Here is a 22,214-nt window from a genome sequence, read left to right as displayed (position 1 = left end):
CTGGCGGTTTCGCCTGACGGCGACTTACTTTTTTACAAGCGCCAAAAAAAGTAAGCAAAAAACGCTAGCTCCTGCGTTCGGCCCTCGCAGGCTCGGGGTTCCTTCGCTCCGGGACTGATCCTGGCGCAGCGGCTCCGGTTTGCTTCGCTGCACCTCCTTCCGCTGTGTCTGGCTGCGCCAGACGGTCGCTGCGCTCCCACGCCCGGATCAATCCCTCCACTCAGCCTTCCGACGTCGCCGGTGGATCAAGATCAAGAGCACTCGAGCTTGCGCTCATTGTTGAGTGGTGCGGCTTCGCCGCGGGCAGCTGCGCTGCCTTGCTTTTGCTTTTGCTTTTGTGGGAGCGAGCCTGCTCGCGAAGGCGATCTGCGAGGCAACCAATTCCTATCGAATTCACGCGATCCAACTGTAGGAGCTGCCGAAGGCTGCGATCTTTTGATCTGGCTTTTGCTTTTGTTTTTGCTTTGGCTTTTGACCCGGCCCTTGATCTATTTCCCCTTCGGCAGGCTTCGTTACAGGATCGGTCCCGTAACGAAGGTACCCCGAGCTTTAGCGAGCGGGCCGTACGCCGGGGCAAAGCCTTTTGGGTTACCTTTTTGCTGGGCCGGCACTCCGGCGTTTGAAAAAGGTGACTCGCTGTAAGAGCGAAACCGCCAGCGGCGGCACCCGCAACAACGGATCTGCCCCCAATTCCAAAAAACAAAACCAAAAAGCCCCGCATTTCACAATGCGGGGCTCTCTCACAGCTCAAATCAAAAAATCAGAAATCAGCCTTCACCGACATCACAAAATTGCGCGGATCCCCGTAGAAGTTACCGAACCCCTCGGTACCAATGGTCGCGTAATAACGCTTGTCGAACAGGTTATTGCCGTTCAACGCCACCGACCAGGTGTCGTCAATCCGATAACCAATGCGACCGTTCCACACCGCATAACCCGCGCCGTCGACATTGTCTCCGCCAAAAGGCGAAACCCGGTAGGTGCCTGTCTGCGCATTGACACCCGCACCAATGGTCACACGGTCCAGCGGCCCGCTCAGGGCGTAATCACCCCAGACGCGCAACAGGTGACGCGGCACGTAAGAGTTGTAGACCGCGCCATCCTGAGTAGCATCGGCGTCTTCCAGCACTTTGGTCTGGGTGTAGGTATAACCGGCCAGCAATTGCAGGCGGTCGATCACTTCACCGCTGACTTCAGCTTCAAAGCCCTGGGCGCGGACCTTGCCCGAGTTGATCTGGCAGGAACTGTCTGCGCACCGCAGGTCATCCTGGGCCGCGTCTTTCTGGATGGTGCGGAACAGGTTGAACGTGGTGTTCAAGCGACCGTCGTACCATTCACCCTTGATCCCCAATTCGTAGCTCTGGCCAATCAGCGGCTTGAGCGTGCTGCCGTCGATGGTTTTGTACGAGCCTTGCGGGGTGAAGATGTCGGTGTAGCTGGCATAGGCGGTCAGGTTGTCGTTGAGGTCGTAGAGCAGGCCGGCGAACGGCGTGACCTGGCCGGTTTCGGTGGACTGGGTGTTGACCTCGGTGCCTTCGCCACGGAAGTACTGCACCGAGTCGGTGTCGGATTTGTACCAGCTGACCCGGCTGCCGAGTACCAGGGTCATCGGGTCGGCGAGTTTCAGGCGGGCGATCGAGTAAGCGCCGTATTGCTTGATGTGCATGTCCACCGGGCCGCCACGGGAGGCGTTGGCCAGGTAGTAGCTTTCATCCGGCTGCGGGATGTTGTGGTTCGGGTTGAACACGTTCTGGCGCTGTGGCAATGCCGCCACCGCATAGAAGTCGTCCTTGTGCGAACGGCTGGCGTTGGCGCCGACGATCAGTTCGTGCTGCTGGCCGAAGGCGTCGAATTTGCCGTCGACGTAAGCATCGAAACCGTAGTCGCGCTGGTCGTAGTCATAGGTACTGCCAAGCATCAGCGTGTTGGTGGCGGTCGCGCCCAACGGCACTGTGCCGCTCGGGAAGGAATATTCCATGTCCTGAGTGTTGCGCGAGTAGACACCGGCAACTTTCAGCGACCAGTCATCGTTGAACTGGTGTTTGACGTCGGCGAAGTAGGTGGCGCGTTTGCTGCGCTGGTTGTTCCACGAGGTGTTCAGGCAGGTGGAGCGTTTCAGGTGCAGGTCGGAGCCGTCGGCGTAGCGCGGCAGGCCGCCCCAGCACGGGGTGGCGTCGACGTCTTCATAGGCCATGCCCAGACCTAGGGTGGTGTCGGGGCTGAGGTCGAAGTCCAGGGCGCCGTAGTAGATCTGGTCGCGGCGTTCAGCCACGTCGTAGAAATACTGACGGGTCTGCTGGGTCACCACGGCGCGGCCACGGACAGTGCCGGCGTCGTTCAGCGGGCCGCCGGTGTCGACCTGGCCGCGGTAGTTGTCCCAGGTCCCGGCCGACAGCGACAGCTGCGTGTGCGGGGTGTCCTGGCCGCGCTTGCGCACGAAGTTGACGCCGCCGGCGGTGCCGCCCGCGCCCTTCATCATGCCCGCCGCGCCGCGAAGGATTTCCACGCGGTCGTAGATGGCCATGTCGCTGTTGAAGCTGTCCGCCTGCACGTAGCTGCTGCCGATATCCAGCGGCACGCCGTCGTACTGGTACTGGCCGGTCATGCGGAAACCGCGCGAGTAAAAATACTTGCCGCCCATGGGCGAGTCGTAGACGGTGATGCCCGGGGTCTTCTCCATTACCTGTTCGATGGTGTTGAGGTTCTGGTCATCGAGCATCTTGCGGGTCATCACCGTGACCGACTGCGGTGTGTCTTTGAGCGAGTGCACGCCCTTGCCGATGGTCACGCCGCCGGTGGTGTAGGAGTTGCTGCCTTCGGTGGTGGCGCCGAGGCGGTTGGCGTTGACGTTGGTCGGCGCCAGCTCCATCGCACTGCCGCTGGTGGCCGGGCCGAGCACGGTGACGGTGTTGCCGTCACGCTGATAGCGGATGCCGGTGCCGCTGAGCATGGCCTTGAGCGACTCGTCATCCTGATAGCGGCCGTTGAGGGCGCTGGAGCGCAGGCCTTGCAGGCTCTCCGGGCTGTAGACGATTTGCAGGCTGGTCTGCTGACCAAGGGTCTGCAGGGCCTGGGCCAGCGGTTGGGCCGGTATGTTCAACGTCCATTCCTGGGCCTGGACATACGGCGCTGCCGCGAGGGTCAGTGCCAGACCCAGGCCGCTACCGGCCAGGCGTGTGCGGGTCGCGCCGTGCATCAGCAGGGCTCGAGTCAGAGGGCGAAGCATGAAACGGGATGCGGACATGAGGTTAAGACCTTGGCAGGTATAGTTGTTAATGGTTCTTATTCATCTCATTAAGACGAGGAAGCCGCGGCAAACCGGAAAAGTTTTTTCTCCGGCCTGGCCACGGCTGCCTCGATCAAGCGGGTTGCAGTTCGCTTCTGACCTTGCCGGCCTCCATGCGCACGAGCTGATCGGCGACGTCGAAGTAACGGTCGTCGTGTGAAATCACGATGATGGTTTTGCCCAGACGCTTGAGGTCGGGCAGCAGCTCGGTATAGAAGATCCGCCGGAAGGTCGGGTCCTGATCCGCCGCCCATTCATCGAACACCAGCACCGGCCGCTCTTCGAGCCAGGCATTGACCAGTGCCAGGCGTTTGCGCTGGCCGGTGGACAGGTCGGTGGTGCTGAACGCGCCGTCGCGCACGCTGACCTTGTGCGCGATCTCCAGACGTTCGAGGTAGCGCGTAGCGTCCTGCGGCACCTCACGGTCGCCCTGAATCAGGTCATCGAACAGGTAGTAGTCGGCGAAGATCGTGGTGAAGTTCTGGCGGTAATCGTCGCGGTTGACCGCAGTGATCGGCTTGTCGTTGACGCAGATTTCGCCCTCGGTCGGCGCGTACAGGCCCAGGAGCAATTTGATCAGCGTGGTTTTGCCGCAGCCGTTTTCACCGACGATGAACACGATGTCGCCCTGTTCGATGCGCAGGTTCACCGGCCCGAGACGGAAGGGTTCGCTGCCTTCCACGGCCGGGAAGGCGTAGCGCACGTTGCGCAGTTCCAGCCTGTTGACGGCGGCCGGCTTGCTGCCCTGGTCCTGCAGCAGCAGGTGCGGTTCCGGCGAGGAGAACTGTTCGCTGAGTTCGGCGATGCGGCGGAAGGCAATCTGCGCACGGCTGATGATTGGCAAGGTGCTGATCAGGTGTTCCAGCGGCCCCTTCATGTACAGCAGCACCAGAACGAAACCGCTCATCACCGCTTTGTCGGCACTCGGCCACAGCGATTGCAGGGCCAGGGCCATGCCAATGACCACGAAAAACAGCATCGAACCAAACGACTTGGCGATGACAAAGGTGTTGATCGATTTTATCTGTGTGTCGCAGATTTTCTCGGCGGTTTTCTGAATGCCGGCGACGAACATGCGCTGACGGCGCGGGCGGTGGATACGCAGTTCCTTGGCACCTTCGGCGATCGCGTTGTAGTGCTTTTGCAATTCGTCTTCAGAGTCGCGGGCGGCGTAAAAGCCGCGCATGCCCTTGGCCCGTGCAATCGCCTGGATAGTGGTGCCGATGGCGATGGCCACCAGCATCATCAGGAACATCGGCCACGACAGCATTGCCAGATAGCCGAGGCAGCCGAGGGTCACGGTCATGGAAATTGCCAGCGGCGCGAAGGCGAAGGCGAAGTCGCTGATGGTGTCGACATCGTGGGTCAGCACCGGAATCAGGCGATGGCTGCGATAGCGTTCGATCTGGTCGATCGGCGCCGACAGGACTTTCTCCCCCAGCTCTTTGCGCAGTTTGGCGATGATGTGCTGGCCGACGTAGTTGGTGCCGATGTCCGACAGGATCGTGGTCAGCAGGGCCAGGGCACAGAGGCCGGCGAAGATCATCACCACCGTGCGGGTCAGGCCGTCATCGGAATGCAGGGCGTTGTTGATGGTCGCCAGCAGCACGGTGACGCTCAGGCCGCCGAGCATGCCGAGCACGATGGACGCCGAGACGATCAGGCGGAAGGGCTTGAGCAGGGCGAACAATTCGTTGATCGCCCCACGCGTAGGCTTGGTCATGGAGGATTCCTGCTTCGATGCGGAGGGAGTGCCGGTACTTAAGGAAAACGAATGGTCGCGGAGTTTCTTTAACCGAGCGCAGGCGTGGCTGCGCTCGTCGAGGGCAGTGTCAGAGGTCGCGTACTACGCGAAAGCCCAGCCAGTCGCCCTTGCTGGTCGGCCAGCTGCTGTTGCGGTTGCCCGAGCGCGAGAAGATCGGCGCTTCGCCCCAGTCGTTGCCGCGCATGACCTGGCGTTCGCAGTTTTCCTGGGTCCATGGGCGACCGTCGGCGGGCACGCCGGAGTAGTCCGGGTGGTAGCAATCGGCGGTCCATTCGTAGACGTTGCCGTGGGCGTCGAACACGCCAAACGCATTGGCCGGGAAGGTGCCGGCCGGCGAGGTGAAGTTGTAGCCATCGGCCGCGCCGTAAGTGTTGGCGTGCCTGGAAATCTGGTAATCCTTGCCCTCATCGAACGGGAACGGGAAAGGCCCGGTGCTGCCGCCCCGGGCGGCGTATTCGCGGATCGATTCGCTTTGCAGGCGATAGGCGTGCCCGGTCTTTTTCGACAGCCAGTCGATGTAGCCCTGGGCTTCGGCGACGTTCATGCACACCGCCGGATCGCGTGGCGTCTGTTTGAATTCCGGTTTGCCGGCGGTGCAACGACGGCCCGGGCGATCATCGAAGTCGTAGGGTTTGTTGCCGGTCTCGCGCACGTAGGCGTCCCATTCGCCCACCAGCACCTGCGAGCGGCTGATAGCGAACGGTTTGCTGAACGTCACGGTGTGCAGCGGGCCTTCGTCGGGTTGGCGGCCGACTTCATCATCCGGCGTGCCCATGGTGTAGCTGCCGGTTGGCAGCACGACCATTTCCGGGCAGTCCTTGCAGTCCTTGAACACTTTGCCCGCAGCGGGCGCGGTCGACGCCTGCGCGCTGCCGGGCAACAGCGCAGCGCAGAGGGCGCTTAGCGCCAGTGCGGGCAGGGCTTTGGAGAGGAGTGACGCGTGAGGCTTTTTCATGGGTCGTCTCTTTGAAAGGAAAACGGCAGTCGAGGGTCAGGCACGCAGCTTTTTGCCGAGGATGTCCATGAAGCGATCCACTTCGGCTTCGCTGTTGAGCAAGCCCGGCGCGGTGCGGATCACCGGCCCGACATCGCGGCTGACCGCGTCGCAGATCACCCGGTTTTGCATGAGATAAGCGGCAACCTCGTCGCTGTCCTGGCCCTTGATCCGGAAGAAGGTGAAACCGGCGGAGAACTGCGAGTCGAGCGGGGTCACCAACTCGATGTTGCGGTGCTCCTGCAAGCGTTGCTTGAGGTAGCTGTTGAGCTGATGAATACGCGTCTGCACCTCGGCCTTGCCCAGTCGCAGGTGCAACTTGAAGGCTTCGTCCAGCGCCCAGCGATGCTCGAAGGCGTGGTAGCCGCCCGGGGTCATGATGGTCGAGAACGCCGTGGCCTCGGAGAAGGTCGGCACGCTGGGGCTGACGTATTTCAATTCTTCGGTGCGGCTGCAAACGATGCCGGTGCCGCGCGGGCCGAACATCCACTTGTGCGTGCCGGCGATGAAAAAATCGCAGTTCATCTGCGGGAAATTCAGGTCGTCGACACCGAAACCGTGCACGCCATCGACCACGTAGATCAGCCGATCCTGGTCGTCGCGCTGGCGGTTGTGCTCATCGACCAGTTGCGATATTTCGCTGATCGGCAGCTTCACGCCGCTGCCGGAATGCACCCAGGTCATGCCCAGCACGCGGGTCTCGGGGCGGATATTGCGATTGATCGTGTCGAGCACCTGATCCAGCGAAATGCTCTGTGGAGTTTCGAAAAGGGTGAGTTTGCGCACGCGCGTGCCATCGCGACGGCTGCGGAAATCGAGAATATTGCGCGTCGAGTAATGCTCGTGAACCGTGGTGAGGATTTCCTGATCCGCGCGCACCTGCACGCTGCCGTAGATCATCGCCAGGCCTTCGGTGGTACTGCCGGTCAGGGCGATTTGCGCCGGTTTGGCTTGCAGATACTGGCCGGCCCAATGGCGCACGTTTTCTTCACGCTTCTCGGTGACGCCCAGATCCCAATCCATCGCCAGACCCGGATTCAGATCCAGCGCCGCGCGATGGCGCTCGATGGCTTCGCGCACCGGTTTGGGGTGCGAGGTGACGAGGAAATTGGCGAAGTGGATGGCTTGGGGATCCTGATCGAACAACTGACGTAACTGCGCCCATTTGTTCCGCGACGCAGTCGGCGCGGCAGCGATGGCCGCCGGTGCTGTCAGGCTGGCGCCCAGGGGCAGGGCGGCGGCGAGCAGGCCGGCCTGTTTCAGAAAAGTGCGACGATCGGTCATGGTCGCGCCACCTCCTGACGCGACGCCAGCGCCGGTTTCGCGGCTTTTTGTACCTGATCCCAGACGCGCATGAAGTTGCCGCCCCAGAGCTTGGCGATGTCCGCTTCGGAGTAGCCGCGCTGCAGCAGTTCGGCGGTGACGTTGCGGATCTCGCCGACGTTTTCCCAGCCTTTGATGCCGCCGCCGTCGTTGAAGTCCGAGGCGATGCCGACGTGGTCGATACCGATCTTGCGTACCGTGTAATCGATGGCGTCGCCAAAGTCCTTGAGGGTGGCTTTCGGTTCTTCTTCAAGGATCGCGTAGAGGCCGCTGGCGTACTGGCCGAGCTTCTGTTCCGACCAGGCGGTGATGATCGGATCACCGGGCATCAGCGCCATGGCGAGGTTGGGCAGTGGCGGCAGATCGAAGCGCGCACGCAGCGCATTGAGTTTGTCCTGCGTGCCCTGAGTCAGGGGTTTGAGGTACTGCGAGAAAGCGACCACTTGCACCACGCCGCCACTGTTCTTGATCAGTTGCAGTTCTTTGTCGCTGAGGTTGCGCGGGATATCCACCGCCGCCCGGGGCGCCGAATGCGAGGCCACCAGCGGTGTGCGGCTCAGTTCGGCGACTTGCTCGAGGGCTTTGGTCGACATCTGCGACACGTCGATGATCACGCCCAGATCGTTCAAGCGCTGCACCGCTTGTTTGCCGATATCCGAGAGACCATCAAGGGCGTCGGGCGAATCATTGAAAAACGGCAGCGGCCGCGACGAGTCGGCCCAGCTGTTGTTGCCGATGTAACTGAAACCGAACATGCGCATGCCGCGCCCGGCCCACAGGTCGAGCTTGCTCAGATCATTGCCCAGCGGGTAGGCGTTGAGCATGCTGATGAAAATCGCAAACTTGCCTTCGCCGTGCAGACGGCGGAAATCATCCGGTGTGTAGGCGATGCCGGCCTGATTGGGAAAGTCGCGGACAATCCCGGAAATGATCTTGTAGCGCACTTCCTGCTGGTTGCGCGCCTCTTCGACAAAACCCTCGGTCGGACGGTGAGGGGCGTTCGGGCCGTTCCACATTTCCGGCCAGCCGAACACCGTCAATGCTGCGCCGGACAAGCGTCCGCGATTGGCCTTGACCAGGTCGAACTGGCCCGAGCCATCCTTGTCGGCTTCGTGATCGTGGCTGCCGAAACTCAGCGGCACGGTGATGTGGCTGTCGAACGACAGCAGGCGATCCTGCAACTCGCTCGCCTGTTTCATCACCTTCACCGGGTAGCCGGGGTTGTTCAGGTAATCCCAGGCCAGAAATCCTGCGCCGGCACTGATCGCCAGGGCCAGTGGCAGGCCGATGAATAGAGCCTTTTTCCAACGCGGTTTTGTCATTGCCATCTCATTCAGGTTCGCCGTCAAGGTACAGGCGCAGGGGCCTTTGCTATCTGGGAAGAACGAGTGGCCGCAGGGCTAATTTAGGCGCGCATTACAAATGCCCGGCAGCGGCGCGGGTGATGATTGCCGGCGGCGTAAATTTCCGCGGCGAGCAAACGTTCTAGCTTGGATAAAGCCTGCTTCATGGCTGACACAGGTAGGGCAATGACGATCTCTCGACGCTGGTTCATGGCGGGCATGGCACTCACGGGCGCCGCGCTGCCTGCCGCTTTTTATGCACATCGTGAACTGACTCGCGAGGAGTTTCCGATCACCCCGGGCGAGGCCACGGTCGATCTGGCGGACACCGCCGGGCAACAGCTGGCGGACAATTTGCGTGGGGTCTGGGACATTCGCTTTACCGGTGCGGCGGCAGGGCTTGATGGTCTGCCGGCGCAAGGCCTGGAGCTGTTTCTAGACATTGCCCATCGTGGGCGCGGCTTGCGTGGTTATCTCGACACCGGCGCGAATCTGCGTGCCGAAGGGCCTGTGCGTTATCAAGTCATTGGCGATCTGGCACCGGGCAACGGCGCCGAGATGTATTGGCGCCTGCTGCGCACCGATGCGCCACTTGCGCCGCCGGTGTATGAATTCAAAGTCAAACTGGATGAAGTCTGGGCGGCGTTCGGCAATGCCGGCAGCGCCACGTTCACCGGGCAAGTGCTGCGTCTGGACCGGCCGTTGGCGTTGCCCGAGCAGGACAATCAGTTCATCGCTATCAAGCGGCGTTTTCCCGAGGCCCGTGAACGCACCGGGCTTAATCCGCAACTGTTGGCCTGGCTGGTGGCGCCCGAGCATCGGTTGTTCCACCAGCTCTGGCACGCCACCCGCGACAAGTGGCACAAGCTCTCGGAGAAAAAACGCGAAGCCTTGCGCGGCATCGGCTGGCAGCCCGGGCCACGTGACAAGGAGCGCGATGCCCGTGGGCCAAGCAAGGATCGCAATGGCTCGGGCGTGGATTTTTTCTTTATGCACCGGCACATGCTCGGCATCGCCCGCTCGATGCAGGATTTGCCTTCCTGGCCGGCGTTCCCGCAGCCGCAGCCTGAGCTGGAGCGGGACCGACAGGGCTTCGCCCGCTATTTCGACAATCACGACGGCAATTCCCTGCCGCCGACCTGGCTGGCCGAGGGCGATGACGAGTACACCAAGTGGGTCAGCGACATCAAAGCGGCGGAGACCTTCCAGAGCAATTTCCTGGTATGGGAATCGCAGTACCGTGACCCGCGCTACTTATCGAAATTGACCCTTGGCCAGTTCGGTTCGGAAGTCGAACTGGGCCTGCACGACTGGCTGCACATGCGCTGGGCTTCGGTGGCGCGTGACCCGTCCAACGACATTCCGGTGCCGATGGCGCGCGATCAGGCAGACTTCGCCGCGCGCTGGTATGCGCCGGAAAACGACTTTCTCGGTGATCCGTTTTCCTCCCATGTGAACCCGGTGTTCTGGCGCTTTCACGGCTGGATCGATGATCGCCTGGAAGACTGGTTCCGCGCCCATGAACGTTTTCATCCGGGCGAAGTGAGCCGTCTGGAAGTCAACGGCGTGCCATGGTTTGCACCGGGACGCTGGGTGGAAGTCGCCGACCCCTGGCTCGGCCCCGACACCCACGGCTGCAGCACCGTGCCCGGCCTGCAAGTCGGCCGCTCAGTGGAGATGGACCCGGAAAACATGAAACTGGCCCTACGCATCACCTTCGGCGACGAAGACAACATGACCGAGCTGTTCCGCAAGGTGCCACAGCGCCCGTGGTATGCGCGGCATCTGAAGGTCAAGGGCCGGCAGCTTTAGATTGCTTCAACACACACTCTGACTTGGTCGCAATCCCTTGCAGGCTCACTCCTACAGAAAAGCAAGATCAAAAGATCGCAGCCTTCGGCAGCTCCTACAGGGGGGGGCTATGTTGTGCCGTAAATTGTGATCTGTGCGCAGTTCCATCGTGGGAGCGGGCTTGCTCGCGAAGACGCCAGTCCAGTCGACGCATCTCCGTCAGATCGCCTCCCAGCCACCGCCCAAGGCTTTGTACAAGGCAATGCTCGCCTGCAACCGCGACAGGCGCAGTTGCACGTTCAGGTCTTGCGCCGCATACAGGGTGCGCTGGGTTTGCAGCACGGTGAGCAGGTCTTCGGCGCCGGCCTGGTAGCGGCTCTGGGCGATGTCGAAGGCGGTTTGTGCCTGGTGCAGTTCTTCGCTTTGCCATTGCCGTTGTTCGTCGAGGCCGCGAATGCTGCTGAGGGCTTTTTCGACGTCGGCGAAGCCGTTGATAATCGCGCCGCGATAGGTCTCCAGCAGTTCGTCCTGACGAGCCTTGGCCTTGTCGCGTTCGGCGCTGAGGCGACCATTGTTGAAAATCGGCGCGGTCAGCCCCGACGACAGGTTGTAGAACGTCGTGCGCAGCAGGTCGGCGGCGAGGTCGGCGCCGCTGCCGAGGCTGGCGGTCAGGGTGATCTTCGGCAGCATCGCCGCGCGGGCGACGGTGACATCAGCCTGGGCCGCCGCCAGTTTGGCCTCGGCACTGGCGATGTCCGGACGACGGCTGAGCAAGTCGCTCGGCACGCCACTGGCGATGTCCGGCCAGTGCAATTGGGCGAAGGATTGCTCGGGCAGTGGTAACGCTTGCACCGGTTGGCCGAGCAGCGCGGCGAGGCTGATCAGTGCTTCACGCGCCTGTTGTTGCACCAGTGGCAGGCGACGCTGTTGTTCGGCTACCAAGCTTTTCTGCTGGGCCAGTTCCAGCGCGGTGGCGCTGCCGGCGTCGAAACGGGTCTGCACCAGGTGCAGCACATTCTGCGCATTGGCCAGATTGAGTTCGGCAATGCGCGCCTGTTCTCTCAAGGCCAGGGCTTGGGTGTAACTGTTGGCGACGCCGCTGAGCAAGGTCAGCTCGACGGTGGCGCGGTCGAACTCGCTGGCCTGCACGCCGAACACGGCACTGTCGCGGGCGGCACGCTTACCGCCCCAGAAATCGACTTCGTAGCTGGCGCTGAGCTCGGCATCGTAATAGTCCAGCGAGCGATTCTCCGGGCTGACATCCAATTGGCTGTAGCCCTTGCCGTGGATCAGTTTCTGCCGGTTGGCATTCAGCCCGGCCTTGAGTTCGGGCAGCAGCGGGGCGCCGGCGATGGTTGCGCTGGCCTCGGCCTGTCTGACCCGCGCCACGGCGGCGGCGAGGTCGTAGCTGCCCAGCCGCGCCTGTTCCACCAGCCGCTCCAGCTCGGGGCTGCCGAATTGCGTCCACCATTGCCGATTGCTGTGCAGCGCGCCGTGGCTGTCGGCTGACTGCCACGCGCGCGGCGCCTGCACGCCGCTGTCGAGGCGCGGCGTCGGGCTGCTGCAGGCCGCCAGCAACAGGCTGGCGGCGAGAAATGTCAGTCGCACTTTCATAGATCGATCATTCACTGGTAAGGGCCGTGACCGGGTCGAGCCGGGCAGCTTTGCGGGCCGGCATGAAGCCGAAAATGACACCGGTGACCAGCGCACAGGCAAACGCGCCGACCACTGCCAGCGCTTGAAAGGCGATCGCCACGCCGCTGAGCAACAACACGCCGCCAACCAGCAGCGCCAGGCCGATTCCGGCGATACCGCCGACCACCGACAGCATCAGCGCTTCAGTGAGAAACTGGCGCAGGATGTCGCGCTGCCGTGCGCCGGTGGCCATGCGAATACCGATCTCGCGGGTGCGCTCACGCACGGTCATGAGCATGATGTTCATCACGCCGATACCGCCGACCAGCAGGGAAATCGCCGCAATCGCCCCCAGCATCAGCGACAGCGTGCCTTGCGTGCGCGCTTCGGCCTGGATCATCGCGGCATTGTTGGTCAGCTCGAAATCCTTCTTGCCGTGGTGCCGACGCAGCATTGCCTGTTCGATGGCCTGTTCGGCGTCCTTGACCTTGCGCGCATCCTTGGCCGCGATCACCACGTATTGCGGGTTGCGACTGCCGAACAGGCGCATGCTCGCCGCCGAATAGGGCACGGCGATGCGGTTGTCGCTGTCGGAGTCGCCGGAGCTGGCGCCTTTTTCGGCGAGCACGCCAAGGATCTGGAACGGCACGTTTTCGATGAGGATGTATTGACCGATCGGGTCGGCGACATCCTTGAGCAATTTGTCGCGAACCTTGGTGCCGATTACCGCGACAGCGGCGGCGCTGTCCTCGTCGGCCTGGGTGAAGTAGCTGCCCTGGGTCACCGGCCAATTGAAGATCACGGGGAAGTTGGTGTCGTTGCCGCCGACGTAACTGCTGTGGTCGGCGTTGCCAAACCGCACACCGGCGGTCGAGCCGTTGACCGGCATGATCCGTTCCACCTGGGGCAGGGCGGACAGTTCGGCAACGTCGTCGAGGGTGATGATGCCCTCCGGCGTACGCGGGTTCGGCGCCGAGCCGCTGAGGTAGATGATGTTGGAACCGAACGCGCCCATTTGCGCCATGACCTGACGCTTGCTGCCTTCGCCGACGGCGAGCATGACCACCACTGACGCCACGCCAATGATGATGCCCAGCAGCGTCAGCGCCGTGCGGAAGCGGTTGATCCACATCACTCGCCACGCCGCTTGCACGGCGTCGATCAATTCACCTTTCCAGGCGCCGGTCTGGCTGCTGCCGTTGTTCAGGCGCTGGCGCAGATCAACCGCTTGCAACGCGCCGGGATTGACCACAGGCGGCGCGCAGGCCTGCTCGGCGCTGTCACTGATGATCAGACCGTCGCGGATTTCGATGATGCGTTTGGCTCGCTGCGCCACTTCCCGGTCGTGGGTGATGAGGATCACCACGTGGCCCTGATCGGCGAGTTCGTCAAGCAGGGTCATGACCTCGGCGCCGCTGTGGCTGTCGAGGGCGCCGGTGGGTTCGTCGGCGAGGATGATGTGGCCGCCGTTCATCAGCGCGCGGGCAATCGACACCCGCTGTTGCTGACCGCCGGAAAGTTGATGCGGACGGTTGCCGGTGCGAGTGCCGAGCCCAAGACGTTGCAGCAGCGCCAAGGCGCGGGCATGCCGCTCGGCGGCCGGGGTGCCGGCGTAGATGGCCGGCATCTCGACATTTTCCTGGGCTGAGCCGGAGGGGATCAGGTGGTAGCCCTGAAAGACAAAACCGAACGCTTCGCGGCGCAGCCAGGCCAATTCATCGCTGTCCAGCTGCGCGACATTTTCCCCGGCGAACAGATACTCGCCGCTGGTGGGGCGGTCGAGGCAACCAAGAATGTTCATCAGCGTCGATTTGCCCGAACCGGAGGCGCCGACGATGGCGACGAACTCGCCGGCGTGGATCGACAGATCGATCCCGCGCAGCACTTCCACCAGCGGGCTGTCATCACCGCCGTAGGCTTTGCGGATCTGCCGCAGGTCGATCAGGGGCGTGTGCATTCAGCCTCCGTGACCGCTGGCCGGCGCGCTGAGAATATGCTCGCCCTCGGCCAGACCTTCCAGCACCTGGGTGCGCAGGCGGTCGCTGATACCGGTGCGTACGTCCCGCGCCTGAATATCACCGTTGGCGGCGACGATCTGCGCCCGCTGCCACTGCGGACGCGAGCCCGGTTGCAGGGCAGCAGTCGGCACGGTCAGGGTGTCTTGCGCCTGTTCGGCGACGAAGAACACCTGGGCGGTCATGTCGGTCATCAGGCTGTGATCGGCGTTATCGACATCAAGCAGCACGGTGTACAACACCACCCGTTCGCTGCCGCTGCGACCACCGGTGGGACTGCCGCCCTGATTTTGCTCGAGCGGGCGCGGCGGCACCGGCAAAATCTGCCGCACGGTGCTGCTCCAGCGCCGGGTGCCGCCGCTGAGGGTGGTGAAGTAGGCAGTCATGCCGGGTTTGACGTGGCCGATGTCGGCCTCTGAAACCTCGGCCCACACCGTCATCGGCGACAGCCGGGCAATGCGCAGGATCAGCGGGGTCTGTTGTTGCGCGTTGAGGGTCTGGCCTTCGCGCGCACCGACGGCGACCACGGTCCCGCTCATTGACGCATAGATGCGCGTGTAACCGAGCTCCGCTTCGTCGCTGCGCAGGCTGGCCTGGGCCTGACGGATCTGCGCCTGGAACATGTCGATGCGCGCTTGGGTTGCGCGAACCTCGGCGCGGGCGGTCTGCACGTCTTCTTCGCGGGTGGCGCCACCGGCGGCGAGTTTCTGCTGGCGCTGGTATTTCTGCTGCGCCAGATCGTGCTGGGCACGTTGCTCCTGCAACTGCGCCTTGAGGTTTTCGATGGAAAAGCGCCCGGCATCGAGCTTGGCTTTCTGTGTCGACGGGTCGATTTCCACCAGCAACTGGCCTTCCTTGACCGTATCGCCGGCCTCGACGTGAATCTTCTGAATCTGCCCCGAAGCCTGTGCGCCGACATCCACATAGCGGCGCGGCTGCAAGGTGCCGAGTGCTGTCACGCTGTTTTCGATATCGCCGCGGCTGACCTGCACAGTGGCAACGGCGTCGCGACCCGGTGGCAACACTTGCCAGGCAGCAACAGCGATCACGGGAATCAGACAAAGGGCGGCGAACAGCGCGCGACGGGCGGGGCGGGGACGATTCATGCAGGGTTCCGGCCAGTGGTTGCGGCCCGTCGCAAGGCACGACAGACACAGGGGCTGTCCTGTAAACGAGGCATGCGCCACGGAATTTAGCCGCACACACATCGAGCTGTTGCACGCCGGGCCACCACTATTTGTCCGGTATATGGAATCAGCTCTTTAAATCTATATGAGAATTACTATAAATTACGCACCTCAAGTTGCCACTATCTTGCTACTGCGTCATTCGCAGGTCTGATCAGTGCGCTCAAGGACAGAAACGGCATCGATGCGGTCGGGAGTCATGTTGGAGAACTACTATCGTGAGCTGGTGTGTTTCCTCAACGCCAGACTGGGCAACCGTCAGGTCGCCGAGGATGTGGTGCATGACGCCTACGTACGCGTGCTGGAGCGCTCCAGCGAAGTCCCGATCGAACAACCCCGCGCCTTCCTCTATCGCACCGCGTTGAACCTGGTCATTGACGACCACCGCCGCAATGCGCTGCGTCAGGTCGAATCGCTGGACGTGCTCGATAACGAGGAGCGCTATTTCACCCCGTCACCCCACGGCACCCTTGATCACGGCCAGCGCCTGGAAATGCTCCAGCGCGCACTGGCCGAGCTGCCGCCGCTGTGCCGCGACAGTTTTCTGCTGCGCAAGATCGAAGGAATGTCCCATCCGGAAATCGCCCAGACCCTCGGCATCTCCCGGGCGCTGGTGGAAAAACACATCGTCAACGCCATGAAACATTGCCGCTTGCGCATCCAGCAATGGGATGGCCAGTGATCCGCGCCGGTTAAATTTCCTTTCATCGTCCTCGTTCCTACTCAACAGACGACCTGCTGACCTGATTCAGGCCGGTCAGGCCACCCAGGCTTTATTTCCCCGCGTTGAGGGGTTCATCCAGAGGACACTGGAAATGACACAGGCAATTGCATCGCCCATCGTTCACGACCTGATCGGCGTCGGTTTCGGCCCTTCGAACCTGGCACTGGCCATCGCTTTGCAAGAACGCGGCGCGACCCAGGGCGAACTGGATGTGCTGTTTCTCGACAAGCAGGCCACTTACAGCTGGCACGGCAACACGTTGTCGACGCAGAGCGAGTTGCAGATTTCCTTCCTCAAGGACCTGGTGACCCTGCGCAATCCGACCAGCCCTTACTCGTTCGTCAACTACCTCAAGCACCACGGGCGTCTGGTCGATTTCATCAACCTCGGCACCTTTTATCCATGCCGCATGGAGTACAACGACTACCTGCGCTGGGTGGCCGGGCAGTTCACCGCACAGAGCCGTTATGGCGAAGAAGTGCAGTTCATCGAACCGGTATTGCACAACCAGCAGGTCGAAGCCTTGCGGGTTATTTCCCGGGGCAGCGACGGCCAGCAATTCGTGCGTACCACGCGTTCGGTGGTGGTCAGCGCTGGCGGCACACCGCGCATTCCGGAGGCGTTCAAAGCACTGAAGGGCGATCACCGGGTATTCCACCATTCGCAATACCTGTCGCAAATGGCCAGGCAGCCGTGCGTGAACAATCAGCCGATGAGCATTGCGATCATCGGTGGCGGGCAGAGCGCGGCGGAAGCTTTTATCGATCTCAACGATTCATTCCCGTCGGTGCAGGTCGACATGATCCTGCGCGGCTCGGCGTTGAAGCCTGCGGACGACAGCCCGTTCGTCAACGAAGTGTTCTCGCCGGAGTTCACCGACCTGGTGTTCCAGCAGAACAGCGTCGAGCGCGAGCGGTTGGTCAACGAGTACCACAACACCAACTATTCGGTGGTCGACATCGACTTGATCGAACGCATCTACGGCATCTTCTATCGGCAGAAGGTTTCCGGAATTGCCCGTCATGCCTTCCGCACCCTGACCACCGTCGAAAGTGCCACGGCCACGGCAAACGGTATCGAGCTGGCAGTGCGCAACAACGCCACCTGTGAAGTCACGGTGCGAATCTATGACGCCGTGGTGCTCGCTACCGGTTACGAGCGGCAGATGCACCGCAAACTGCTCGCGCCGCTGGAGGAATACCTCGGTGAGTTCGAAGTCGATCGCAATTACAAACTGATCACTGATGAACGCTGCAAGGCCGGCATTTATATGCAGGGCTTCTGCCAGGCCAGTCATGGCCTGAGCGACACGCTGCTGTCGGTGCTGCCGATTCGTGCCGACGAAATTGCCGGCTCGCTGTATGAGCATGGCAAGCAGCGCGGGCATAGCCGCTCGGTGGCGGATTTGTTGTTGGCCACTGCCAGCTGAGTTCCGCGGCGCCTGACACACCGCCTTCGCGGGCAAGCCCGCTCCCACGATGGTTCTGTGAAGGCAGAGCAAAATGTTTTAGATCATTCCCACGCTCTGCGTGGGAATGCCTCAACGGACGCTCCGCGTTCGGCTTTTGGAAGGGACGCGGAGCGTCCCGGGCTGCATTCCCACGCAGAGCGCGGGAACGATCGCAGAGGGAATCCTGAACCCTGCCTGAACATCCCTCACATCCCCTCAAGCAGCGCTTCCAGCCATTTCGCTGCGGGCGTAAGCTGCGCGCGTTTTCATCAATTGCGGAGACCCACAGTGGGTACTTGTTCGAGTGACAGTTGTCGGCCGGTCTCGATGTCCGGCAGATTCTCGGCAAGATAACGCGCAGCCTTTCTCTCTGCCGTTGTCTCGCCGTAACAGCGAGCAGCGGCATCCCGTGCATGGCCAGTTCCGGGTCGTGCCTCGACGTCCTTCTCAACGACACTGAACCAAGCGTGCTGGCGACCTCAGTCGTCATCAGAGCTTATCGACACGCCTGTCGTGCCCGACCGGCGCGCCACGCCTTGCCGCGCCGGTTTTTCCGGTGCCAAGGCGCGGCGGTACCTGCTCGACGGTTTCCTGGCTGACCACAGGGGACACAGCCATGAAACTCACGCTCAAGGAATTTTTCGCAGGCTTTCTGCGCAGCCGCCATATCGGCCGGCACTTGCGTCGTCTGGCGCTGCTGGACTCGATCAACGACACCACAGTCAGCCGTGAAGTGCCGCCGACGCTGGCCAGTACGCTGGTCGCTGCCGCCCATGAAGACAGCGCTGCGTTGCTGTTGTCACTGGGCACCCACGGCGAGGGGCTGACCGAGGTTGAGGCTGATGCACTGCGCGCGCAACACGGCCTCAACGAAGTGGAACACGAGCAGCCGTTGCCGTGGTGGAACCATCTGTGGCACTGCTACAAAAACCCGTTCAACCTGCTGCTGACCTTGCTTGCGGTGATCTCCTGGCTGACCGAGGACCTCAAGGCTGCCGTGGTGATTTTCTCCATGGTGGTGCTGTCGACGCTGCTGCGCTTCTGGCAGGAAAGCAAATCCACTCAGGCCGCCGATGCGCTCAAGGCCATGGTCAGCAACACCGCCACCGTGCTGCGCCGGAATGCGCCGCGCCGGGAACTGCCGATCAAACAGCTGGTACCGGGCGATCTGATCGTGCTTTCGGCTGGCGACATGATTCCCGCCGATTGCCGCGTGCTCAGCGCCAAGGATCTGTTCGTCAGTCAGGCAGCAATGACCGGTGAATCGATGCCCGTGGAGAAATTCATCCATCAGGCTGATCGCGGCACACGTAACCCGCTGGAAATGGACAACATTCTGTTCATGGGTACCAACGTAGTGTCCGGTACAGCGGTGGCGGTGATTCTCACCACCGGCAACAGCACCTATTTCGGTGCGCTGGCGAAACGGGTCGGTGCGACTGACCGTGCGGTGACCTCGTTCCAGCAGGGCGTCAACAAGGTCAGCTGGCTGCTGATCCGGTTCATGTTCGTCATGGCGCCGCTGGTGCTGTTCATCAACGGTTTCACCAAGGGCGACTGGACCGAAGCGCTGCTGTTCGCACTCTCGATTGCCGTGGGCCTGACCCCGGAAATGCTGCCGATGATCGTCACCTCGACCCTGGCCAAAGGCGCAGTGTTTCTGTCGCGTAAAAAGGTCATCGTCAAACGCCTCGACGCGATTCAGAACTTCGGCGCCATGGACGTGTTGTGCACCGACAAGACCGGCACCCTGACTCAGGACAAAATCTTTCTGGCGCGTAATGTCGATGTCTGGGGTGAGGATTGTGATGATGTGCTGGAACTCGCCTACCTCAACAGCTATTACCAGACCGGCCTGAAAAACCTGCTGGATGTTGCCGTGCTCGAGCACGTTGAAATCCATCGCGAACTGAAGGTTGGCAGTGCGTTTCGCAAGGTCGATGAGATCCCGTTCGACTTCAATCGCCGGCGCATGTCGGTGGTGGTGGAGGGCCGCGGTCAGCCACATCGGCTGATCTGCAAAGGCGCGGTGGAAGAGGTGCTGGCGGTGTGCAGCCGTGTGCGCCATGGCGATGTCGATGAAGCGCTGAGCGACGAACTGCTGGCGCGGATTCGCCGGGTAACCGGTGCTTTCAATGCCGAAGGTCTGCGTGTGGTGGCGGTCGCCGCGCGCGCAATGCCCGAAGGACGCGATGTTTATAGCCTGGCGGATGAGCAGGAGCTGACGCTGATCGGTTACGTGGCTTTCCTCGATCCACCGAAGGAAAGCACCGCGCCAGCGCTCAAGGCCTTGGCCGAGCATGGCGTGGCAGTGAAGGTACTGACCGGTGACAACGAGCGGGTCACGGCGAAGATCTGCCGCGAAGTCGGCCTCGCCCAGCAAGGCTTGCTGATGGGCAATGACATTGAGCGCATGAGCGATGCCGAACTGGCCGTTGCGGTCGAGATGACCAACGTCTTCGCCAGACTGACCCCCTCGCACAAGGAACGCATCGTGCGCATTCTCAAGGGCAACGGCCATGTGGTCGGGTTCATGGGCGATGGCATCAACGACGCGCCCGCGCTGCGCACCGCCGATATCGGGATTTCCGTCGACAGCGCGGTGGACATCGCCAAGGAAGCGGCCGACATCATCCTCCTCGAAAAAAGCCTGATGGTGCTGGAGGAGGGCGTGCTCGAGGGGCGGCGCACGTTCGCCAACATGCTCAAGTACATCAAGATGACCGCCAGCTCCAATTTCGGCAACGTGTTCTCGGTGCTGGTGGCCAGTGCGTTCATCCCGTTCCTGCCGATGTTGCCGATGCACCTGCTGATGCAGAACCTGCTCTACGACATTTCGCAGATTGCCATTCCGTTCGATAACGTCGACGAGGAGATGTTGAAACAACCGCAGCGCTGGCAGCCGGGTGACGTCGGGCGCTTCATGTTGTTCTTTGGCCCGATCAGTTCGATTTTCGACATCACGACGTTCGCCTTGATGTGGTACGTGTTCGACGCCAACACCCCGGATCACCAGACGCTGTTCCAGTCCGGCTGGTTTGTCGTCGGGTTGCTGACCCAGACCCTGATCGTGCACATGATCCGCACGCCGAAGATTCCGTTCCTGCAAAGCCGCGCAGCCATGCCGCTGATGGTGATGACCGCGATCATCATGGCGGTCGGCATCTTCCTGCCGATGGGGCCGCTGGCGCATTCCTTCAAACTGCAGGCGCTGCCGTCGCTGTATTTTGTGTTTTTGCCGCTGATTCTGTTGGCGTACATGGCCCTGACCCAGGCGGTGAAAGGTTTCTACATCCGCCGGTTTGGCTGGCAATAACGGCCCTGGAGCGTATTCACCTGTGGTAGCGAGTCTGCTCGCTCCCGCAGGGGACAGGGGTGCGTCAGCGCGGTGGGATGTGGGGATGCCCGGATAAATCACCTGATATTTAGGAAAAGTCCTACAGAGCTATCCACGGCGCTTGCGTAGTCTTGCCTCCCCCAAAACCTTACCGGGAGAATGACCATGAGCAACAAAGCGTTGCGCATCCTGATCGCCGACCCGCAGCATTTTCATCGCATGAAAATCGAGCGCCTGTTCAACGCGCTCGCCTATTACCGCGTGGCCCCGGTGCAGAATCTCGACGAATTGTTGACACTGGTCGACTACGGCTGCGAGCCGTTCGATATGCTGGTGATCAATGCCGAACTGGCGGCGGGCTCCCTGGATCTGCTGGGTTTTCTGCTTGATAACCCACAGGTTCGCCACGCTCTGATCTACAACGAACCGTCCGCGCCGTGGCAGGCAAGTGCGGGGTTTGCCCAGGAAAACGTGCAGATCAGCCCGGTGCCATTGCCCAATTCACAACTCATCGGGCAAGTGATGGCCAGGGTCGAGGCCTCTGGCGACTGCCAGGCAATGCCTGACTCGCATTGGTCGTTGCGCCATGCCAATGCATAAAAGACCGGTGCGCCCAACTGTCAGAGCTGACAAGTGATTCTCTTGCTCATCCAGGTGGCAGCGCCAGCGCAGCCACCGATTTTGGCACCGGCTGTTGCGGTGTCTTTCACGATTGTGCAGGAGCGAAAATGAAGTCAGCGCTGATCGTCGATGATCATCCAGTAGTGCGCGCGGCTATTCGAATCGTCCTGCAGGCTCAAGGCTTCAGCCAGATTCATGAAGCGTCCAATGGCAACGAAGTCGTGCCGTTGATCTGCGCGCATGATCCGCACCTGGTCGTGCTCGATCTGGGGCTGGGGTCCATGGACGGGTTGGAAGTACTGACACGAATCCAGATCAAGGCGCCGACGGCGCGCTGCCGGGTTCTGGTGTTCAGCATGCATGAGCCTACGCATTACCAGGAGCGTTGCCTGCGTGCCGGCGCGAGGGGCTACGTAACCAAGAGCAATCAACTGACGCTGCTGCACGAAGCCATCAAGGCGCTGATGTCCGGCCACACTTATTTCTCCGCGTTGCCCAATAACAGCGGTCTGTACAACGCCATGCAACGCACTGAAAAGGAGCTGATTGCTCAGCTTTCCGATCGTGAATTATGCATTTTCGTGCAGTTGGCGCTGGGCAAGCCGAACAAGGCCATCGCCCAGGAGATGCACCTGAGTCACAAGACCGTCAGCACCTACAAGACCCGCATGATGGCGAAACTTTGCCTGGGTTCACTGGTGCTTCTGCGTGAATTCGCCAAGCGCAATCACTTGATTTGAGTG

Annotated in this window: 15 protein-coding genes; 6 read left to right on the top strand and 9 right to left on the bottom strand. The window is 61.7% G+C overall.

What is annotated here, in order from left to right; translation table 11 throughout:
• Nucleotides 1-760: 760 nt before the first annotated feature.
• From CXF97_RS19790 to pvdM, 5 genes are all read right to left on the bottom strand, one after another.
• Nucleotides 761-3,244 (bottom strand): TonB-dependent receptor, encoded by a 2,484-nt coding sequence (locus CXF97_RS19790; protein WP_178081217.1) that lies wholly within the window; start codon nt 3,242-3,244, stop codon nt 761-763.
• 115 nt (nt 3,245-3,359) lie between these two features.
• Nucleotides 3,360-5,009 carry a cyclic peptide export ABC transporter gene (locus tag CXF97_RS19785; RefSeq protein ID WP_101160101.1) on the bottom strand — a complete coding sequence of 550 codons (1,650 nt, stop codon included), beginning with the start codon at nt 5,007-5,009 and terminating at the stop codon, nt 3,360-3,362.
• A 109-nt stretch (nt 5,010-5,118) separates the two neighbouring features.
• Complete coding sequence (locus CXF97_RS19780; RefSeq protein WP_101160098.1) at nt 5,119-6,006, bottom strand: formylglycine-generating enzyme family protein; 888 nt, start codon at nt 6,004-6,006, stop codon at nt 5,119-5,121.
• Nucleotides 6,007-6,042: 36 nt separating this feature from the next.
• The gene (locus CXF97_RS19775) at nt 6,043-7,329 is read right to left on the bottom strand and encodes an aminotransferase class V-fold PLP-dependent enzyme (RefSeq protein WP_101160096.1); all 1,287 of its coding nucleotides are present in this window, start codon (nt 7,327-7,329) and stop codon (nt 6,043-6,045) included.
• On the bottom strand, nt 7,326-8,690 hold the full coding sequence (gene pvdM, locus CXF97_RS19770; protein WP_101160093.1) for a pyoverdine-tailoring dipeptidase-like protein PvdM: 1,365 nt from the start codon (nt 8,688-8,690) through the stop codon (nt 7,326-7,328). Before pvdM ends, CXF97_RS19775 begins: the two co-directional genes overlap by 4 nt.
• Nucleotides 8,691-8,897: 207 nt before the next feature.
• Between pvdM and CXF97_RS19765 the strand changes: the two genes are divergently transcribed.
• The gene (locus CXF97_RS19765) at nt 8,898-10,523 is read left to right on the top strand and encodes a PvdJ/PvdD/PvdP-like protein (protein WP_101160090.1); all 1,626 of its coding nucleotides are present in this window, start codon (nt 8,898-8,900) and stop codon (nt 10,521-10,523) included.
• A gap of 198 nt (nt 10,524-10,721) precedes the next feature.
• On the opposite strand, the gene CXF97_RS19760 is transcribed toward CXF97_RS19765, so the two are convergent.
• The 3 genes from CXF97_RS19760 to CXF97_RS19750 are packed head-to-tail and all read right to left on the bottom strand — an operon-like array spanning nt 10,722 to nt 15,258.
• Complete coding sequence (locus CXF97_RS19760) at nt 10,722-12,116, bottom strand: efflux transporter outer membrane subunit (RefSeq protein WP_101160087.1); 1,395 nt, start codon at nt 12,114-12,116, stop codon at nt 10,722-10,724.
• 7 nt (nt 12,117-12,123) lie between these two features.
• Nucleotides 12,124-14,094 (bottom strand): MacB family efflux pump subunit, encoded by a 1,971-nt coding sequence (locus CXF97_RS19755; RefSeq protein ID WP_101160084.1) that lies wholly within the window; start codon nt 14,092-14,094, stop codon nt 12,124-12,126.
• Nucleotides 14,095-15,258, bottom strand: coding sequence for an efflux RND transporter periplasmic adaptor subunit (locus CXF97_RS19750; protein WP_101160081.1), 1,164 nt, complete (start codon nt 15,256-15,258; stop codon nt 14,095-14,097).
• Nucleotides 15,259-15,538: 280 nt separating this feature from the next.
• On the opposite strand from CXF97_RS19750, the gene CXF97_RS19745 reads away from it, so the two are divergent.
• Both CXF97_RS19745 and CXF97_RS19740 read left to right on the top strand, forming a co-directional pair.
• Complete coding sequence (locus CXF97_RS19745) at nt 15,539-16,021, top strand: sigma-70 family RNA polymerase sigma factor (RefSeq protein WP_016773904.1); 483 nt, start codon at nt 15,539-15,541, stop codon at nt 16,019-16,021.
• A gap of 133 nt (nt 16,022-16,154) precedes the next feature.
• Entirely contained in the window at nt 16,155-17,492 is a 1,338-nt protein-coding gene (locus CXF97_RS19740; protein WP_101160078.1) for a lysine N(6)-hydroxylase/L-ornithine N(5)-oxygenase family protein, read from the top strand.
• A 510-nt stretch (nt 17,493-18,002) separates the two neighbouring features.
• Here the strand turns inward: CXF97_RS19740 and CXF97_RS28515 are convergent.
• Complete coding sequence (locus CXF97_RS28515) at nt 18,003-18,131, bottom strand: hypothetical protein (RefSeq protein ID WP_256589877.1); 129 nt, start codon at nt 18,129-18,131, stop codon at nt 18,003-18,005.
• Between CXF97_RS28515 and mgtA the strand changes: the two genes are divergently transcribed.
• The 3 genes from mgtA to CXF97_RS19720 all read left to right on the top strand — a co-directional run bounded on the left by mgtA (nt 18,130) and on the right by CXF97_RS19720 (nt 22,211).
• Entirely contained in the window at nt 18,130-20,829 is a 2,700-nt protein-coding gene (mgtA, locus tag CXF97_RS19730) for a magnesium-translocating P-type ATPase (protein ID WP_101160073.1), read from the top strand. The genes CXF97_RS28515 and mgtA overlap by 2 nt on opposite strands.
• Nucleotides 20,830-21,015: 186 nt before the next feature.
• Nucleotides 21,016-21,450, top strand: coding sequence for a chemotaxis protein CheY (locus tag CXF97_RS19725; RefSeq protein ID WP_101160070.1), 435 nt, complete (start codon nt 21,016-21,018; stop codon nt 21,448-21,450).
• 128 nt (nt 21,451-21,578) lie between these two features.
• A complete protein-coding gene (locus CXF97_RS19720) occupies nt 21,579-22,211 on the top strand; it encodes a response regulator transcription factor (RefSeq protein ID WP_101160067.1) in 633 nt (210 codons plus the stop codon).
• The last annotated feature ends 3 nt before the right edge of the window (nt 22,212-22,214 follow it).

The sequence above is a fragment of the Pseudomonas sp. Choline-02u-1 genome, from assembly GCF_002836515.1.
Classification (GTDB): domain Bacteria; phylum Pseudomonadota; class Gammaproteobacteria; order Pseudomonadales; family Pseudomonadaceae; genus Aquipseudomonas.
The sequence above is the reverse complement of the archived record's forward strand: the minus strand, read 5'-3'. Positions and strand labels throughout refer to the sequence as shown.

What these genes read in the sequence shown, in the direction of transcription:
- CXF97_RS28515 (WP_256589877.1), bottom strand. Translation starts at nt 18,131, where the DNA reads ATGGCTGTGTCCCCTGTGGTCAGCCAGGAAACCGTCGAGCAGGTACCG.
- pvdM (WP_101160093.1), bottom strand. Translation starts at nt 8,690, where the DNA reads ATGACAAAACCGCGTTGGAAAAAGGCTCTATTCATCGGCCTGCCACTG.
- CXF97_RS19790 (WP_178081217.1), bottom strand. Translation starts at nt 3,244, where the DNA reads ATGTCCGCATCCCGTTTCATGCTTCGCCCTCTGACTCGAGCCCTGCTG.
- CXF97_RS19785 (WP_101160101.1), bottom strand. Translation starts at nt 5,009, where the DNA reads ATGACCAAGCCTACGCGTGGGGCGATCAACGAATTGTTCGCCCTGCTC.
- CXF97_RS19760 (WP_101160087.1), bottom strand. Translation starts at nt 12,116, where the DNA reads ATGAAAGTGCGACTGACATTTCTCGCCGCCAGCCTGTTGCTGGCGGCC.
- CXF97_RS19780 (WP_101160098.1), bottom strand. Translation starts at nt 6,006, where the DNA reads ATGAAAAAGCCTCACGCGTCACTCCTCTCCAAAGCCCTGCCCGCACTG.
- CXF97_RS19765 (WP_101160090.1), top strand. Translation starts at nt 8,898, where the DNA reads ATGACGATCTCTCGACGCTGGTTCATGGCGGGCATGGCACTCACGGGC.
- CXF97_RS19775 (WP_101160096.1), bottom strand. Translation starts at nt 7,329, where the DNA reads ATGACCGATCGTCGCACTTTTCTGAAACAGGCCGGCCTGCTCGCCGCC.
- CXF97_RS19740 (WP_101160078.1), top strand. Translation starts at nt 16,155, where the DNA reads ATGACACAGGCAATTGCATCGCCCATCGTTCACGACCTGATCGGCGTC.
- CXF97_RS19755 (WP_101160084.1), bottom strand. Translation starts at nt 14,094, where the DNA reads ATGCACACGCCCCTGATCGACCTGCGGCAGATCCGCAAAGCCTACGGC.
- CXF97_RS19725 (WP_101160070.1), top strand. Translation starts at nt 21,016, where the DNA reads ATGAGCAACAAAGCGTTGCGCATCCTGATCGCCGACCCGCAGCATTTT.
- CXF97_RS19720 (WP_101160067.1), top strand. Translation starts at nt 21,579, where the DNA reads ATGAAGTCAGCGCTGATCGTCGATGATCATCCAGTAGTGCGCGCGGCT.
- mgtA (WP_101160073.1), top strand. Translation starts at nt 18,130, where the DNA reads ATGAAACTCACGCTCAAGGAATTTTTCGCAGGCTTTCTGCGCAGCCGC.
- CXF97_RS19750 (WP_101160081.1), bottom strand. Translation starts at nt 15,258, where the DNA reads ATGAATCGTCCCCGCCCCGCCCGTCGCGCGCTGTTCGCCGCCCTTTGT.
- CXF97_RS19745 (WP_016773904.1), top strand. Translation starts at nt 15,539, where the DNA reads ATGTTGGAGAACTACTATCGTGAGCTGGTGTGTTTCCTCAACGCCAGA.